Raw genomic sequence first — 14,507 nt, 5'->3', positions numbered from 1 at the left:
GTCAGGTCGTCGCGCGAGCGAGCCGGTACCGCCGGCTCCTGCTCGTCGGCGGTGCCGTGGCGACGATCGCCCCTTGTGCCACGAGGACACGCAGTCGTGGGCGAAGCGACCCGGCGGTCGTGCCGAGCCGCTCTCCGATCTCGTGGACCGACAGCTCTGGTCCAGGGGTCAGGGCTTCGATGATCCTCTCGTCGAGGGACCCCTCCAGTCGGACGTCGCCCACCGGCTCGGGGAAGAGGGTCTTGGCAGCCTCGAGGCGCTGACCCTCGCGATAGGCGCCGTCCGTTCGCCGGGGGTACTGGAGCCATCCCTCGTCGACCAGGCCGCGCAGGACTGCCCGTGCGTCCGCGGAGTCCATGGCAAGTTGAGCCCGCAAGACTTGGTTGTCGACCGCGTAGCCACGGTGAACCAGCACGAGCGCGCGGCGAGCGTCCGGCTCAAGCGAGTCGGCTCCGATGCCGGCGAGCCACTGATCGGTCTCCGGGTTGAGCAGGCCGTGCCGATCCAGCACGACCGTCATCGAGGTCACGGAGGCGAGGTAGCGGGGCGCGGCGAGCCCCGCGCGCCCGAGCGCGCCCGTCATCGTCGGAATCCCGGATCCCGCGTTCTCGGACACGGACTCGTCACGGTCGAGCATCGGGACGTCGGCGAGCATGGCGGAGAGCACGGCATTGCGGGAACGCGAGGACCCGTCGAAGAGATCGAGCACGCGGCGTCCACCCCAGATGCCTCCTGGGTTCGTGACCTCAAGACGATCGGGGTACAGCTCGACGCGCACCTGATCGCCCAGCGCCCACGGGCTGTAGTCGCGGTGTGTGAGCGCATTCGTGACGGCCTCACGGATCGCCACCTCAGGGATCTCTGGTTCGTCACGGGCTCCGGCGCCGACGACGACGCGCCGCACCTGGATGTTCTGCAGCACCGCGCGGACGCAGTCGTCGACCATGGCCGGGATCGGGCCCTCGATCACTCGGCGATCCAGCATGCGGGTCTCACCGACGTAGACGTCCTTTGTCCTTCCTGGGTAGACCGCGAACGTGACCATCGCCTGGGGGAGCGAGTGCTGCGGGTAGCGTCCAAAGGCGAGCAGTCCGGCAAGGGTGGGGGTCTGTCCGTCGGGGGCCAGCACGTTGTGGCGCGTCAGGATGTCGACCGTGGAGGCCAGGTCCGCAACGGATCGCGGGCGACGACGACGCAGTCTGGCGATGAACCGTTCGAGCTGTTCCCCGTCGAGGTCGTCCAGGGACGCGCCACGGACAGGCTCGGTGTCCAGGCGCGGCTGCGCGCCGTCGGTCGAGAGGAGGAAGACGCCATAGGTGCTCATCCGACGATCGCCGTCACCGACCCGCTCATAGGTACCGCCCTCCTTGCCTTGCGTCGTCACGAAGGCGGGCTTCATCGCCGCCGGTAGAGGCTCGATGTCGGCGACGACGATCGATGCTCCGTCGATGACCGCAATGTCGATCGAGCCCAGCGGCCGAGGGCTGACCGGACCCGGAGACTCCCCTCCACCACGAGGCCGCAAGCCCTCACTCAGCCCGTCTCGAATGGCGGCGGCCTCGAAGCCCTGCGTCGGAGCGAAGCCGGCCGACTCGTCGAGCCCGAGGATGATGAGCCCGCCGTCGCCGTTGGAGAACGCGCTCACTGTCGGCCAGACATCCTTGGGGAGTCCTCCGGCCGCCTTCTTCACCTCGACGAACGAGAGATCCGTCGCCGCTGCGCGCAGTCGCGCGATGACGTGCTCGATTGGCCCCTGGCTCGTCTCCATGGCACCCTCACTGTAGTTCACTGTCGTCACTACAGACGTCAGTGTAGTTACCGCGTCAGGCGCGCCGCGCGACGGATGTGCCCGCATGTGGGCCAGGAGACAAAAGTGACCTGGGCCGAAGGTTTCGGCCCAGGTCATCTGGTGTGGAGCCAAGGGGACTCGAACCCCTAACCCCCTGCTTGCAAAGCAGGTGCGCTACCAATTGCGCCATGGCCCCGCGCACGCTCGCACGTGCCGGTCACGCCCCGCAGGGCGCGGACCTCAGTCGAGCGCGTCCGTAACCTCCGACCACAGGTCGCGCTCCGCGTTGCCGCCGGAGACCCGGCGCCAGACGGTGTATCCCGCGGCAGCGGCGATCAGGAGCAAGACCAGCTTCTTCATCGAATGCCTCCTCGTCTTCGTGATCCGTTGCCTTGCGGCGACGGCGCCCCCGCGAGGTTCGCCGGGACGCCGTGTGAGTGGGGCTAGGAGGACTTGAACCTCCGACCTCTTCCTTATCAGGGAAGCGCTCTAACCGTCTGAGCTATAGCCCCGGGCCCGCGCCTTGCGGGGCGCGTGCAGCACGAAACCTTACCGCAGCCCTGGCCCGGTCACCAAAACGATCCGAGCCCGCGGGCCTGTGACGTCCGCCGCGTGGCGTCAGTCGTCCGTCAAAGTCACGTGCACCCCGCCCACGAGCGCGGCGGTGATGTTGTACAGCAGCGCCATGATGGTCGACAGCGCAGTCAGCAGCACCACGTTGACGACCGCGACGAGGGTTGCGAGCGAGACCACCCGGTCGAACGCGACGAACTGCGTCAGGTCCACGTTGGTCTGCTGGCCGACGACCTCATTGATGAACTGCTGCACCTTGTCGAAGACCTGCAACCCGTCCAGCACGTACCAGAACACCGCCGCCGCGACCACGGTCATGATGCCGATCGCCACGGCGAGCAGGAACGCGAGCTTCATGATCGACCAGGGGTCGACGCGCGAGACCGTGAGGCGCACGCGGCGCGGCCCGCTGACGGGCGCGGACGCCGCGGGGCGCGCCGCGCCTGCGGGCCCTGGCGCCGCCTGTCCGCCTGCGCCCGGGCCGCCGTCGGCCGTCAGGCGGACGCCGCCCGCCGTGTAGTGCATCTGGGACTCGCTCGCGCCGCCCGATCGGGCGGCGCCGGCGGCCTTGGCCGACTTCGCTCCCGACGACGGCGCCCCCGACGACGGCGTCCCCGCCGCCTGGGGTGTGGCGTTGGTCGGCTGATCCTCGCCCGCGCCCTGAACACGCCGCGCGGCGTCACGGGCCGCGGCGAGCGCCGCACGCGCCGCCTTGACGGCGCCCGCACGAGCGCCGTCGGACGCCGTCGTGTCCTCCGCGGCGTCCACCCGGCCGTCCTGGGCGCCGGCCGCCGGCTTGGCCGGCGCAGGCGCGGGCGGCGGGGGCACGGGGGGAGCGCTCCTCGCGGTCTTGTCCTTCGGCGTCGTCATCGTTCCCCTCGCGTCCCTGTCACTTCTCATCGGCGCCGGCGGGCGCCTCGGCCGCGGCCGCGTCGTCCACGCTAGCCGACTCGTCCTCTTCACGGCGCTCGACGTTGCGCGCGACGGCGATGATCCGATCGCCGCGGTCCGGCTTCGCGAACGTGACGCCCTGGGTGGTGCGGCCGGTGGCGCGCACCTCATCGACCGCCGATCGCACGATCTTGCCTCGCTCCATGATGACCAGCACCTCGTCGTCCTCGTCGACCACCAGGGCGCCGACCAGGTCGCCACGCTCCTCGGGCAGGTTGGCGACGCGGATGCCGAGGCCGCCGCGGCCCTGCTGCCGGTAGTTGTCGACCGACAGCGCGGTGCGCTTGGCCATGCCCGCCTCGGTGACCGTGAACAGGAAGGCGTCCTCGCGCACGACGGCGGCGCTGAGCACCTCGTCGCCGTCGCGGAACTTCATCCCCGTCACGCCTGACGTCGCCCGGCCCATGGGCCGCAGCGTGTCGTCGTTCGCGGGGAAGCGGATCGACTGCCCCTTGCGCGAGACCAGGATGATGTCGTTCTCGGAGTCCACCAGCATCGCGCCGATGAGCTCGTCGGGGTTGCCCTCCTCGTCCTCGCGCAGGTTGATGGCGATCAGGCCCGCCGAGCGCGGCGAGTTGTACTCCTGGAGCTTGGTCTTCTTGACCAGGCCGCGGCGGGTGGCCAGCACCAGGTACTGCGCCGTGTCGTAGTCGCGCAGGTCGAGCACCTGGGCGATGCGCTCCCCGGGCTGGAAGGCCAGCATGTTCGCCACGTGCTGGCCCTTGGAGTCGCGCGACCCCTCGGGCAGCTCGTAGCCCTTGGCGCGGTACACCCGGCCGAAGTTCGTGAAGAACAGCAGCCAGTGGTGCGTCGTCGTGACGAAGAAGTGCTCGACGATGTCGTCCTCGCGCAGCTGCGTGCCGCGCACGCCCTTGCCGCCGCGCCGCTGCTGGCGGTAGGCGTCCGAGCGCGTGCGCTTGGCGTAGCCGCCGCGCGTGATCGTGACGACGACCTCCTCCTCGGGGATGAGGTCCTCGATCGACATGTCGCCGTCGTAGGGCAGGATGTGCGTGCGGCGCTCGTCGCCGTACTTCTCGACGATGCCGTCGAGCTCCTCGCCGACGATCGCGCGCTGACGCACCGGCGAGGCGAGGATGGCGTTGTACTCCTCGATCTCGGCCCGCAGCTTGGCGTGCTCGTCGAGGATCTCCTGGCGTTGCAGGGCCGCCAGGCGCCGCAGTTGCAGCGCGAGGATGGCGTTGGCCTGCTCCTCGTCGACGTCGAGCATCTCCATGAGGCCCACGCGCGCCTCATCGGCGCTGGGCGAGCGGCGGATGAGCGCGATGACGTCGTCGAGCGCGTTGAGGGCCTTGAGGTAGCCGTCGTAGATGTGGATGCGCTTCTCGGCGTCGCGCAGCAGGTACTCGGTCCGGCGGCGCACCACGTCGATCTGGTGGCTCGTCCAGTGCCGGATGAACGCGTCGAGGCTCAGTGTGCGCGGCACGCCGTCGACCAGCGCGAGCATGTTCGCGCCGAACGTGTCCTGTAGCTGCGTGTGCTTGTACAGGTTGTTGAGCACGACCTTGGCGACGGCGTCGCGCTTGAGCACGATGACGAGCCGCTGGCCCGTGCGGCCCGAGGTCTCGTCGCGGATGTCGGCGATGCCGGCCAGGCGCCCGTCGTTGACCAGGTCGGCGATCTTCGCCGCGAGGTTGTCGGGGTTGACCTGGTAGGGCAGCTCGGTGACGACCAGGCAGATCCGGTTCTGGATCTCCTCGACGTTGACCACCGCGCGCATCGTGATCGAGCCGCGGCCCGTGCGGTAGGCCTCCTCGATGCCCTTGGTCCCCAGGATCTGCGCGCCCGTGGGGAAGTCCGGGCCCTTGATGCGCTGCAGCAGCGCGGCGAGCAGCTCCTCGCGGGACGCCTCGGGGTTGGCCAGGTGCCAGCGCACGCCCTCGGCCACCTCGCGCAGGTTGTGCGGCGGGATGTTGGTGGCCATGCCGACGGCGATGCCCGCCGAGCCGTTGACCAGCAGGTTCGGGAAGCGGGCCGGCAGGATGACCGGCTCCTGCTCCTCGCCGTCGTAGTTGTCCTGGAAGTCGACGGTGTCCTTGTCGATGTCCCGGACCATCTCCATGGCGATGGGGGCCATGCGGCACTCGGTGTACCGCGGGGCGGCCGCCGGGTCGTTGCCGGGGCTGCCGAAGTTGCCCTGTCCCGCCACGAGCGGGTAGCGCAGCGACCAGTCCTGCACGAGGCGCACGAGCGTGTCGTAGATCGCCGAGTCACCGTGCGGGTGGTACTTGCCCATGACGTCGCCGACGACGCGGGCGCACTTGCTGAACCCGCGGTCGGGGCGGTAGCCGCCGTCGTACATCGCGTAGAGCACGCGGCGGTGCACGGGCTTGAGGCCGTCACGCACGTCGGGCAGCGCGCGGCCCACGATGACGCTCATCGCGTAGTCGAGGTAGCTGCGCTGCATCTCGAGGTTGAGGTCGACCTGCTCGATCCGGCCGTGGTGGATCTCGGGGAGCTCGGGCACGTCGGTGGTCTCGTCCGTCATACGTTCAGATCCTTTAGGTGGTTTTAGCTCACTCGCCCCGGGCGCGCTCACGCGCAGGGCGCTAGATGTCGAGGAAGCGGACGTCCTTGGCGTTGCGCTGGATGAAGCTGCGGCGCGACTCGACGTCCTCGCCCATCAGCATCGAGAAGATCTCGTCGGCCGCGGCGGCGTCGTCCATGGTGACCTGGCGCAGCGTGCGCACGTCGGGGTCCATGGTGGTCTCCCACAGCTCCTGGTAGTCCATCTCGCCCAGACCCTTGTAACGCTGGATGCCCTTGTCCTTCGGCATGCGCTTGCCGGCCGCGAGGCCGTCGCGCACGAACGCGTCGCGCTCCTTGTCGGAGTACACGTAGTCGTGCGGCGCGTTCGACCACTTGATGCGGTACAGCGGCGGCATCGCGAGGTAGACGTATCCGTGCTCGATGAGCGGGCGCATGTAGCGGAACAGCAGCGTGAGCAGCAGCGTCGCGATGTGCTGACCGTCGACGTCGGCGTCGGCCATGAGGATGATCTTGTGGTACCGCAGCTTGGACAGGTCAAAGTCCTCGCCGATGCCGGTGCCGAACGCCGTGATGAGGGACTGGACCTCCTGGTTCGACAGCGCCTTGTCGAGCCGCGCGCGCTCGACGTTGAGGATCTTGCCGCGGATGGGCAAGATCGCCTGGTTGTGCGGGTTGCGCCCGCGCACCGCCGAGCCGCCCGCCGAGTCACCCTCGACGATGTAGACCTCGCACTCCTCGGCGCGGTTCGACTGGCAGTCCTTGAGCTTTCCGGGCATGCCGCCGCTGGACAGGATGCCCTTGCGGCGCGTGGCCTCGCGCGCCTTGCGGGCCGCGATGCGCGCCTGCGAGGCCGAGATGGCCTTGCGGATGACGTCCCTGGCCTCGCTGGGGTGCGAGTCGAACCAGTCCGTGAGCTGCTCGCGCACCACGCGCTGCACGAACGTCTTCGCCTCGGTGTTGCCGAGCTTGGTCTTGGTCTGGCCCTCGAACTGGGGCTCGCCCAGCTTGACCGAGACGACGGCGGTGAGCCCCTCGCGGATGTCGTCACCCGTGAGGTTGTCGTCCTTCTCTTTGAGGATCGCCTTGTCGCGCGCGTAGGAGTTGACCAGCGTGGTCATGGCCGCGCGGAAGCCCTCCTCGTGCGTGCCGCCCTCGGTGGTCGAGATGGTGTTGGCGTAGGTGTGGACCGACTCGCTGTACGCGCTGGTCCACTGCATCGCCACCTCGACCGAGATGCGCCGCTCGGTGTCCTCGGCCTCGAAGTCGATGACCTCGGGGTGGACCAGGTCGACCTTCTTGCCCGCGTTGAGGTGCTTGACGTAGTCGGTCAGGCCGCCGTCGTAGCGGTAGGTGACCGTGCGCACCGGGGGAGTCGACGGGTCGTCGTCGTGATCGGCGACGACGACGCCCTCGGCGTCCTGGTGGGGGCGCGCCGGGTGCTCGGCGCTGCCGACGACCTCGTCCTGTACCTCGGCGTGCCCGGCGCGCTCGTCGGTGAGCTTGATGGTCAGGCCCTTGTTGAGGAACGCCATCTGCTGGAAGCGGGCGCGCAGCGTCTCGAAGTCGAACTCGGTGGTCTCGAAGATCGTCGGATCGGCCCAGAAGGTCTGGGTCGTGCCCGTCTCCTGCGTGGGATCGAGCCGCTCGAGCTCGGTCGTGGGGTGCCCGCCGTCGCCGAACTCCATGCGCCAGCGGTAGCCGTCGCGCGCGACCTCGGTGACCACACGCGTCGACAGGGCGTTGACCACCGAGATGCCGACGCCGTGCAGACCGCCCGAGACGGCGTAACCGCCGCCGCCGAACTTGCCGCCGGCGTGCAGGATCGTCATGACGACCTCGACCGTCGGCCTGCCCTCGGTGGGGTGGACCGCGACGGGGATGCCGCGGCCGTTGTCGACCACGCGCACACCGCCGTCGGCCAGGAGCGTCACGTCGATGGTGTCGGCGTAGCCGGCCAGCGCCTCGTCGACCGAGTTGTCGACCACCTCGTAGACCAGGTGGTGCAGGCCGCGCTCACCCGTGGAGCCGATGTACATGCCCGGACGCTTGCGGACGGCCTCGAGACCTTCCAGGACGGTGATGTTCCCGGCGTCGTATCCGCCGTCGTTCCGATTCGCCACAGGCCGGTTCGCTCCTCGATGTCCGTTCGCACCGCGGGACCGGTGCGCCGTCGCACCCGGCCAGTCCCCGCGAGGCGCAGCACGAGCCGATCAGCGGCTTCGGAAGGCGGTTCACACAGGGCCCACGGACACCGGGGCGACCTGCCTAGTCTACCGTCTCGGGGCGCAAATCCGCGGATCACAGCACCTTCGACGCACGCCTTGATCGTCATGGGGCGACAGCGGCGCACCCGAATGTCCACAGAGTTCTCCACACCTGCGCATAACTGTCCACACGCCTGTGGAAATCGTTCTTTCGAGGGCCGACGCGTGGCGCTGCGGGGCCCTCATCCCCAGGTGTCACGCGGTCCACGGCCCCCGCGCACCGACCGCGGGCCGCGACGGAATCCCGGCCCCGCCGGGCCGAGCACCTTGACGTCCTCGACCACGCCCTCGCCGACCTCCTCGCCCAACCGCCGCAGCAGAGTCGGGACCAACAGCCTCACCTGCGTGGCCCACGCCGTCGAGCTCGCACGCACCACCAGCACCTTGTCCTCGAACGTCTCGGGCGCGCAGTGGTCGGCCACCTGATCGCCGACGACCTCGCGCCAGCGCCCGACGACGCCGCCGACCGAGACCTCGTCGCGCCAGCCCTTGTCGCGCATGAGCCGCCCGACGACGTCGGACAGCAGTTGCGGGTCACGCGCCGTCGGGCCGGCGCCCGAGGTGCGCGGCTCGGCGAGCGGTGAGCGGCGCGCCGGCGATCCCGGGCGCAGCCCCTTGGCGCGCGCCGCCGCACGGGCGCGGTTGAGCGCCGCCCGAGCGACCTCAGCAGGCGGCGTCGGCGGCACGTCGTCCGGATCGGGCCCCGAGCCGGCGTCGGCGCCCGCGGGGTTGGCGCCCGGCGCGTCCGGCTCAGGCCGCACGGGCGACCCTTCCGCTCGTCACCTCGAAGCGCGTGGCCATCAGACCCGGCGGCACGTCCTCAGGCACCGCCGCGGTGACCAGCACCTGCCGCGCGGGCGCCACGAGCTCGGCGAGCCGCTCACGGCGGCGCACGTCGAGCTCGGCGAAGACGTCGTCGAGCACCAGCACCGGATCGCCGTCGACGCCGTGGTCCGGGATCCAGAACGACGACGGCGCACCTGACGCGCTCTCGCCCTCCCCGCGCAGCAGCGGCGCGTCACCGCCGAGCAGGTGGAAGGACGCCAGACGCAGCGCGAGCGCGAACGACCACGACTCACCATGGCTCGCGTAGCCCTTCGCGGGCAAGGCGCCGAGCGTGAGCACCAGGTCGTCACGGTGCGGGCCGATCAGGCTGACCCCGCGCTCGACCTCGCGGCCGCGCGCGGCGCCCATCCCCTCGAGCAAGGCCCGCTCCAGGTCGTCCGCCGAGGCCACGGGCGCGGCCGCGTCGTCGGGCAGCAGCCCGGCGCCGCTCACGCCGGTCGGCGCGCTCAGGCTGCTCGGCGCGCCGTCGTCGGCGGCAAACGCGTCCAGGCTCGCCCGGTAACCCAGCTCAGCCTCGCCGTCCGAGTCGCTGACCTGCGCGTACGCGGCGCGCACCTGAGGGCGCAACGCCTGGACGAGTTGCAGGCGCATGGCCAGGATCTGCCCCCCGAGGTGGGCCGCCCGCGCGTCCCACACCTCCAGCGTGGCCAGATCGGCGCTACGCCCCGCGGCGCGCAGCCCGCGCAACGACTTGAGCAGAGCCGAGCGCTGGCGCACCACCCGCTCGTAGTCGCTCAGCAGGCCCGCGGCGCGCGGCAGCAGTTGCACCACCAGTTGGTCGAGCAGTCGGCGGCGCCCGTCGGGGTCGCCCTTGACCAACGCCAGGTCCTCCGGGGCGAACAGCACGGTGCGCAAGATGCCCAGCACGTCACGCGCCCGGCCGAGCTGGCCGCGGTTGATGCGCGCGCGGTTGGCGCGGCCCGGAGTGATCTCCAGCTCGATGGTCGAGGCCCGGTCGCCGCGGACCACACGCGTGCGCACGACGGCGCGCTCCGCGCCCGCCCGCACCAGCGGCGCGTCACTCGCCACACGGTGCGAGCCGAGAGTCGCGACGTAGCCGATGGCCTCGACCAGGTTCGTCTTGCCCTGCCCGTTGCGCCCGACGAACGCGTTCGGCCCGGGCTCCAGCTCGACGTCGGCGGACGCGTACGAGCGGAAGTCCAGGAGCGACAGGTGCGAGACGTACATGGGTCCTCTCGGTGGCTGGACGGGTTCAACCACCGTGCCGCGTCACTGCGCGGACTTGACCGCGTGGCCGCCGAACTGCTGGCGCAAGGCCGCCACGGCCTTCATCGCGGGCGACGCCTCCTGGCGCGAGGCGAAGCGCGCGAACAGCGCGGCCGAGATGACGGGCAGCGGCACGGCCGCGGCGATCGCCTCGTCGACCGTCCAGCGTCCCTCGCCCGAGTCCTCGACCCAGTCGTCGAGCTTGGCGAGCTTGGGGTCGTCCTCCAGCGCCCGGACCATGAGGTCCAGCAGCCAGGAGCGCACCACGGTGCCGCGCTGCCACGCCTTGAAGGTGCCGTGGACGTCGGTGATCAGGTCCTTGGCGGCGAGCAGCTCGTAACCCTCGGCGTAGGCCTGCATGAGGCCGTACTCGATGCCGTTGTGGACCATCTTGGCGAAGTGGCCGGCGCCGACGGGTCCGGCGTGCACAAAGCCCTCCGCGCGCGGACCCTCGGGCCGCAGCGCGTCGAACACGGGCATGAGCGCCTCGATGTCCTCGCTCGAGCCGCCGGCCATAAGGCCGTAGCCGTTCTCCAGACCCCACACGCCGCCCGAGACGCCGACGTCGACGTAGCCGACGCCCTTCTCGGCGAGCTCGGCGGCCCGCTCCTGGTCCTCGACGTAGTGCGAGTTGCCGCCCTCGATGACGATGTCACCGCTGGTCAGGACCTTCCCGAGCTCCGCGAGAACCCCACGGGTCGGCTCGCCGGCCGGAACCATGACCCACACCACGCGCTTGCCCGACGGCAGGGCCTCCACCAGCGCCTCAAGCGTCGCAACGTCGGTCACCTCGGGCCGGGGGTCGAAGCCCGTGACCTCGATGCCTCCCCGGCGCAGACGGGCACGCATGTTGTGACCCATCTTGCCGAGGCCGACGAGACCGATGTGGCTGACCATGATTGCTCCTCGCATGTACAGGGGTGTGAACAGGCTCGGGACCGCCTGCCCGGAGCGCGGGCGACCGTCCCGTCGCGGACTGGTCAGCCCGCGAAGCGGATCGGCACGAGCAGATACCGGTACTCGGCGGAGTCCTCGCCGTCGAGGGACTCCTGTCCCGTGAACTCGACAGGCTTGTTGGGGTGCGTGAACGACAGGCGGACGAAGTCGGTGCCGAGGGCCGAGAGTCCGTCGAGCAGGAACTGCGGGTTGAACGCGACGGTGATGTCCTCGCCGACCAGCACGGCCTCCAGCGCCTCCGACGCCTGCGCGTCGTCGCCCTGGCCGGCGTCGAGCACGACCTGGCCCTCGGTGAACGCGAGGCGGATGGGCGTGTTGCGCTCGGCGACGAGGGCGACCCGGCGGGCCGCGTCGATGAGCGCCTGGGTCGGCACGACGGCGTGGATCGGGGTCGACTCGGGGAACAGGCGGCGCACGGCGGGGTAGTCGCCGTCGACGAGCTGCGACGTCGTGTGACGGCCCCCAGCCTCGAAGCCGACCAGGTCGAGGCCCGAGCCTGTGGACAACCCGATGTTGACGAGGCCGCCACCCGCGCCGAGCGACTTGGCGACGTCGGTGAGCGTCTTGGCCTTGACCAGCGCGACCGCCGAGTATCCGGGGGTCGCCGGCGTCCAGGTCAGCTCGCGCAGCGCGAGGCGGTAGCGGTCGGTCGACAGCAGCGTGATGCGCTCGCCCTCGATCTCCATGCGCACGCCCGTCAGCAGCGGCAGCGTCTCGTCACGGCTCGCCGCGACCGAGACCTGCGCGACCGCGAGCGTGAGCGCGTCACCGGAGACGGTCCCGCTGAGCTCGGGCATCTGGGGCAGCGTCGGGTAGTCCTCGACGGGCATCGTCAGGAGGGTGAAGCGCGAGGCGCCGCAGGTCACGACGACCTTGGTGCCATCCAGCGTGACGTCGACCGGCTTGTGGGGCAGGGCGCGCGCGATGTCGGCCAGCAGGCGGCCCGAGACGAGCACGCTGCCCGGCTCGGCGACCTCGGCGGGAATCTCCGAGCGCGCCGAGACCTCGTAGTCAAAGCTCGCCAGGCTGATCACGCCGGTGGTGTCCGCCTCGATCCGGACCCCGGCGAGCACCGGCGCGGGTGGGCGCGTGGGAAGCGTGCGCGCGGTCCAGGTCACGGCATCTGCCAGGACGTCACGGTCGACCCGGAACTTCATCCCACTCCCTTGCTCGGTCTGCTCGGTCCGCTCGGTGTGTCACTGCGTAGTCGCACCCTACGCGAGTGGCGGGGTCGCAGGCACGTGGGAAGCGCACGCGGCGCACGGCGGCGTCACAGGACGTCACAGCGCGGGGGATCGAGGCGCCGGATCGAGCGATGAAGGCGAGGTGGATTTCCTCTCAGAGATGAGTAGTCGTCGTCATAGCACTTGTGGAACTTGGGGAAATCGCGTGTTCTCGCAGGTCAGCGACCTTTTCTGGGTGTGGAGAGGCTGGGGGTGCGCCGGTGGATGAACTGGGGGCCACTGTGGACGGGGGATTCGTCCCCCACAGCCGTCCACCGCAGGGCGGGGTGTGGTCCACAGCGAGAGGCGGGTTCATCCACACCTATCCACAGCGTTGTGCACAGTTGTGTACGGGATACGGCGATGACAGGGCGCAAGTTGTCCACACGGTTGTCCACACCTGTGGGCGCGACTTGTACGAACGGCGCGACAGCGCGCCTCGTGGCGCCTGATCGGCTGTGGACAACGCCCTCGAACACTCGCTCCGGACCGCCTCGGGCGGTGTGAGCTATCCGCGGTGCTGCTGACGGATGCGGCTGGTGAGCTCGGTGACCTGGTTGTACGTCGAGCGGCGCTCGGCCATCTGGCCGGCGATCTTCCGGTTGGCGTGCATGACCGTGGTGTGGTCGCGGCCGCCGAACTGGTGGCCGATCTTGGGCAGCGAGAGGTCGGTGAGCTCGCGGCACAGGTACATGGCGATCTGGCGGGCCGTGACCAGGACGCGCGAGCGCGAGCTGCCGCACAGGTCCTCGATCGTCAGGCCGAAGTACGCGGCGGTCTGTGCGATGACCATTGCGGGGGTGACCTCGGCGGGGTCGTCGTCGACGATGAGGTCACGCAGCACGATCTCGGCGAGCGGCAGGTCCACCTGCTGGCGGTTGAGGTTGGCGAACGCCGTGACGCGGATCAGGGCGCCCTCCAGCTCGCGGATGTTGGTCGAGATGCGCGAGCCGATGTAGCTCAGGACCTCCTGGGGCACGTCCAGCCGCTCGTTGGCGGCCTTCTTGCGCAGGATCGCGATGCGCGTCTCCAGGTCCGGCGGCTGGACGTCGGTGATCAGGCCCCACTCGAAGCGCGAGCGCAGGCGGTCCTCGAAGCCGTTGAGCTGCTTGGGCGGCACGTCGGAGGTGATCACGACCTGCTTGTTGGCGTTGTGCAGCGCGTTGAAGGTGTGGAAGAACTCCTCCATCGTCTGCTCCTTGCCCTGAAGGAACTGGATGTCGTCGATGAGCAGGACGTCGACGTCGCGGTACCGGCGCTGGAAGGCGCCCTGCTTGTTGTCGCCGATGCTGTTGATGAAGTCGTTGGTGAACTCCTCGGAGTTCACGTAGCGCACCCGCACGTGGGGGTACAGGTTGTGCGCGTAGTGCCCGATGGCGTGCAGCAGGTGGGTCTTGCCCAGCCCGGAGTCGCCATAGATGAACAAGGGGTTGTACGCCTTGGCCGGGGCCTCCGCCACCGCGACCGCGGCCGCGTGCGCGAACCGGTTGGAGGAGCCGATGACGAACGTCTCAAACACGTAGCGGGTGTTCAGCCGCGTTGTCTCGGCCGACTTGCGGCCGGGCGTGGGCAGTTCGGGGACGGGCAGCACGGCCGGCGGCTCATCGACCTGCTCGGGCTCGATGTAGTCCTGAGTGGGGCCGGCGAGGCTCTCACCGCTGAGCTCCGGGTCGACCGTGATGCCGAAGCGGACGTCGTGGCCCAGCACCGACGACATGGAGGAGATGAGCTGGTCGCGGACGCTGGTCTCCAGGTACGTGCGCGTCTGCTCGTGGGGGACGGCGATGAACGCCGTGTCGTTGACCACCGCCATGGGCTTGGCGAGGCGGACGAACGCGAGCTGGCGGGCCGTGATGTCAGGCCGCTGCGCGAGCACGTCGAGGGTCTGAGCCCAGATCTGGGTGATGTCCTCGTCCGCCACCGCGGCACTCCTTACGTGGTTCTTACGGGGGTTCTTCCAGGCGTTCTCACGTGGTTCTTTGTCCCAAGGGGCTGGGCATGTCCGCCGCACCCAACGCCCGGGTTCGGGTTGCGCGGGGGAGGTGAGAGATGGGAGTCTGTCACGTCTCCGCCGCGAGCACACCCTAGTTGTCCACAAAGTTCTCCACACGCTGTGGACATGTGGACGACCCTGTGGATGACGCGCCACGACCAGATGTGGCGCTCGCC

General features: G+C 70.0%; 10 protein-coding genes and 2 tRNA genes. All 12 read right to left on the bottom strand.

Features of this window, described 5'->3' with window-relative positions:
- Window position 1: 1 nt before the first annotated feature.
- Window positions 2-1,768, bottom strand: a complete 1,767-nt coding sequence (locus EV386_RS14885) for an ATP-binding protein (RefSeq protein ID WP_130416117.1) — start codon at window positions 1,766-1,768, stop codon at window positions 2-4.
- 144 nt (window positions 1,769-1,912) lie between these two features.
- A tRNA-Ala gene (locus EV386_RS14880) sits at window positions 1,913-1,985 on the bottom strand.
- A 44-nt stretch (window positions 1,986-2,029) separates the two neighbouring features.
- Window positions 2,030-2,149, bottom strand: coding sequence for a DLW-39 family protein (locus EV386_RS18780; RefSeq protein WP_242607987.1), 120 nt, complete (start codon window positions 2,147-2,149; stop codon window positions 2,030-2,032).
- Window positions 2,150-2,227: 78 nt separating this feature from the next.
- Window positions 2,228-2,301 (bottom strand) — tRNA-Ile (locus tag EV386_RS14875).
- A 106-nt stretch (window positions 2,302-2,407) separates the two neighbouring features.
- On the bottom strand, window positions 2,408-3,190 hold the full coding sequence (locus EV386_RS14870; RefSeq protein WP_242607986.1) for a DUF3566 domain-containing protein: 783 nt from the start codon (window positions 3,188-3,190) through the stop codon (window positions 2,408-2,410).
- Between the two features lie 61 nt (window positions 3,191-3,251).
- Complete coding sequence (gene gyrA / locus EV386_RS14865) at window positions 3,252-5,819, bottom strand: DNA gyrase subunit A (RefSeq protein ID WP_130416115.1); 2,568 nt, start codon at window positions 5,817-5,819, stop codon at window positions 3,252-3,254.
- Between the two features lie 61 nt (window positions 5,820-5,880).
- A complete protein-coding gene (gyrB, locus tag EV386_RS14860) occupies window positions 5,881-7,941 on the bottom strand; it encodes a DNA topoisomerase (ATP-hydrolyzing) subunit B (RefSeq protein WP_130416114.1) in 2,061 nt (686 codons plus the stop codon).
- Between the two features lie 326 nt (window positions 7,942-8,267).
- Complete coding sequence (locus tag EV386_RS14855; RefSeq protein ID WP_130416967.1) at window positions 8,268-8,771, bottom strand: DciA family protein; 504 nt, start codon at window positions 8,769-8,771, stop codon at window positions 8,268-8,270.
- Window positions 8,772-8,835: 64 nt separating this feature from the next.
- Entirely contained in the window at window positions 8,836-10,119 is a 1,284-nt protein-coding gene (gene recF, locus EV386_RS14850; protein WP_130416113.1) for a DNA replication/repair protein RecF, read from the bottom strand.
- 42 nt (window positions 10,120-10,161) lie between these two features.
- Window positions 10,162-11,055: a phosphogluconate dehydrogenase (NAD(+)-dependent, decarboxylating) gene (gnd, locus tag EV386_RS14845; RefSeq protein ID WP_130416112.1), complete on the bottom strand. Its 894-nt coding sequence runs from the start codon at window positions 11,053-11,055 to the stop codon at window positions 10,162-10,164.
- A gap of 83 nt (window positions 11,056-11,138) precedes the next feature.
- On the bottom strand, window positions 11,139-12,272 hold the full coding sequence (gene dnaN / locus EV386_RS14840; protein ID WP_130416111.1) for a DNA polymerase III subunit beta: 1,134 nt from the start codon (window positions 12,270-12,272) through the stop codon (window positions 11,139-11,141).
- Window positions 12,273-12,846: 574 nt separating this feature from the next.
- Complete coding sequence (dnaA, locus tag EV386_RS14835; protein ID WP_130416110.1) at window positions 12,847-14,259, bottom strand: chromosomal replication initiator protein DnaA; 1,413 nt, start codon at window positions 14,257-14,259, stop codon at window positions 12,847-12,849.
- Between the last annotated feature and the right edge of the window lie 248 nt (window positions 14,260-14,507).

Source organism: Xylanimonas ulmi (assembly GCF_004216535.1).
GTDB lineage: Bacteria > Actinomycetota > Actinomycetes > Actinomycetales > Cellulomonadaceae > Xylanimonas > Xylanimonas ulmi.
Note: the sequence above shows the minus strand (reverse complement) of the source record. Positions and strands in the feature narration are given on the sequence as shown.

Excerpts from the sequence above, each read along its gene's own strand:
- EV386_RS14885 (WP_130416117.1), bottom strand. The coding sequence starts at position 1,768 with ATGGAGACGAGCCAGGGGCCAATCGAGCACGTCATCGCGCGACTGCGC.
- EV386_RS18780 (WP_242607987.1), bottom strand. The coding sequence starts at position 2,149 with ATGAAGAAGCTGGTCTTGCTCCTGATCGCCGCTGCCGCGGGATACACC.
- gyrA (WP_130416115.1), bottom strand. The coding sequence starts at position 5,819 with ATGACGGACGAGACCACCGACGTGCCCGAGCTCCCCGAGATCCACCAC.
- recF (WP_130416113.1), bottom strand. The coding sequence starts at position 10,119 with ATGTACGTCTCGCACCTGTCGCTCCTGGACTTCCGCTCGTACGCGTCC.
- gnd (WP_130416112.1), bottom strand. The coding sequence starts at position 11,055 with ATGGTCAGCCACATCGGTCTCGTCGGCCTCGGCAAGATGGGTCACAAC.
- dnaN (WP_130416111.1), bottom strand. The coding sequence starts at position 12,272 with ATGAAGTTCCGGGTCGACCGTGACGTCCTGGCAGATGCCGTGACCTGG.